This is a genomic window from Kocuria tytonicola, assembly GCF_003687455.1.
GTDB lineage: Bacteria > Actinomycetota > Actinomycetes > Actinomycetales > Micrococcaceae > Kocuria > Kocuria tytonicola.
Genome location: NZ_PHOA01000178.1, coordinates 1 through 2,077, shown reverse-complemented (window position 1 = coordinate 2,077; position 2,077 = coordinate 1). Strand labels below are relative to the sequence as shown.

At 69.9% G+C, this 2,077-nt stretch carries 2 protein-coding genes; both read left to right on the top strand.

Annotation, left to right across the window (positions count from 1 at the left end):
• Nucleotides 1-72 precede the first annotated feature (72 nt).
• Complete coding sequence (locus tag CWC38_RS11645; protein WP_121846869.1) at nucleotides 73-795, top strand: aspartate/glutamate racemase family protein; 723 nt, start codon at nucleotides 73-75, stop codon at nucleotides 793-795.
• Between the two features lie 112 nt (nucleotides 796-907).
• Nucleotides 908-1,954: an NAD(P)-dependent alcohol dehydrogenase gene (locus tag CWC38_RS11640; protein ID WP_121846868.1), complete on the top strand. Its 1,047-nt coding sequence runs from the start codon at nucleotides 908-910 to the stop codon at nucleotides 1,952-1,954.
• The last annotated feature ends 123 nt before the right edge of the window (nucleotides 1,955-2,077 follow it).

The window sequence follows — 2,077 nt, the reverse complement described above, 5'->3', positions numbered from 1 at the left end:
CCCGGCTGCCGTCGCCCCGGAGGCGACCCAGCGGCGTCGTACCCGAGAAACCGAACCCCAGGAGAAGATGACATGCGCATCCTGACCGTCAACGTGAACACCACGCAGTCCATGACCGACTCGATTGCGGAGGCCGCCCGCGCGGTGGCGGAACCGGGTGTGGAGATCGTGGGACTCACACCCACGTTCGGCGCGCCGTCCTGCGAGGGGAACATGGAGTCCTACCTGGCGGCGGTGGGTGTGATGGACGCGGTGCTCGCGTACGAGGAGCCGTTCGACGCCGTGATCCAGGCGGGATTCGGCGAGCACGGGCGGGAAGGGCTGCAGGAGCTGCTGGCGCAGCCGGTCGTGGACATCACCGAGGCCGCGGCGTCCATGGCCACGTTCGTGGGCCGCAGCTACTCGGTGGTGACCACCCTGGACCGTACCGTCCCGCTCATCGAGGACCGGCTGCGGCTGGCGGGGCTCATGGAGCGCTGCGCTTCGGTGCGGGCCTCCAACACCTCGGTGCTGGACCTCGAGACGGACGAGCGCGCGGCGGTGCAGTCGATCGTGGACGAGGCGCAGCGGGCGGTCCGCGAGGACCGGGCGGAGGTGATCGTGCTCGGCTGCGGCGGGATGGCCGCGCTGGAACGGGAGGTGCGGGAGCAGTGCGGGGTGCCCGTGGTGGACGGGGTGGCCGCCGCCGTGACCGTGGCGCAGTCGCTCGTGCGGCTGGGGCTGAGCACCTCGAAGTCCCGCACGTACGCCGCGCCGCTGCCCAAGGACCTGAAGGGCTTCCCGTTCAGGCGGTGACCCGCAGGGCCAGCAACCACCGGCACCCTGACCAGGGGCCGCTGTGCGCCTCCAGCGAACCACTTTCCCTCGAAATGACTTACCGGTCGAGAGAGGTCTACAGTCACATCCCATGACTACCAACGTTGCTGCCTACCAGGCCGTCGCTTCCGGTGCTCCCCTGGAGAAGGGCACCATCGAGCGCAGGGACCTGCGCCCGGACGACATCCGCATCGAGATCGAGTTCGCCGGGATCTGCCACTCGGACATCCACACCGTGCGCGAGGAGTGGGGGCCCATCGACTTCCCCATGGTCCCGGGCCACGAGATCATCGGCCGTGTCACCGAGGTGGGCTCCGAGGTCACCTCGTTCTCGGTGGGCGAGCGCGCCGGCGTCGGCTGCCTGGTCGACTCGTGCCGTGAGTGCGAGTGGTGCCTGAAGGGTGAGGAGAATAACTGTCCAAAGGCCGTGGGCACGTACAACGGCACGGACCGCTTCGACGGCCGCCCGACCGACGGCGGCTACTCCACGCAGATCGTGGTCTCCGAGGCGTTCGCCCTGCACATCCCCGAGAGCATGGACCCGGCGGCCACCACGCCGCTGCTGTGCGCGGGCATCACCACCTACTCCCCGCTGCGCACCTGGGGCGTGACCGAGGGCTCCAAGGTGGCCGTGGTGGGCATGGGCGGACTCGGCCACGTGGCCGTGAAGCTCGCCGCCGCCATGGGTGCCGAGGTCACCGTGATCAGCCAGACCCGTTCCAAGGAGGAGGACGGCCGCCGCTTCGGCGCCACGAACTGGATCGCCCGCAAGGAGGATCCCGAGGCCCTGAAGGAGCACAAGGGCGAGTTCGACGTCATCATCAACACCGTGTCCGCGCACATCGACGTGCAGGAGTTCATGGCCACCCTGCGCCCCCACGGTGCCATGGTGCTGCTGGGCCTGCCCACCGAGGCCCTGGAGGTCAGCGCGGGCTCGCTCATCAGCGGCCGCAAGTCCCTCACAGGCTCCAACATCGGCGGCATCCGCGAGACCCAGGAGATGCTGGACTTCTGCGCCGAGCACGGCGTCACCGCGGAGATCGAGCTGATCAAGGCCGAGGACATCAACGACGCCTACGACCGCGTGGTGGACTCGGACGTGCGCTACCGCTTCGTGGTGGACGCCGCGACGCTCTGACCCGACGAGCACCCACCGTGGTGCGCGCCGCGTGAACGACGTGTCCCCGGGCCGAGAGGGCCCGGGGACACGTTCGCGTCCGGCGGGCCCGCGAACGGCAGCACGGCGGGGAAGGGTGGGCAG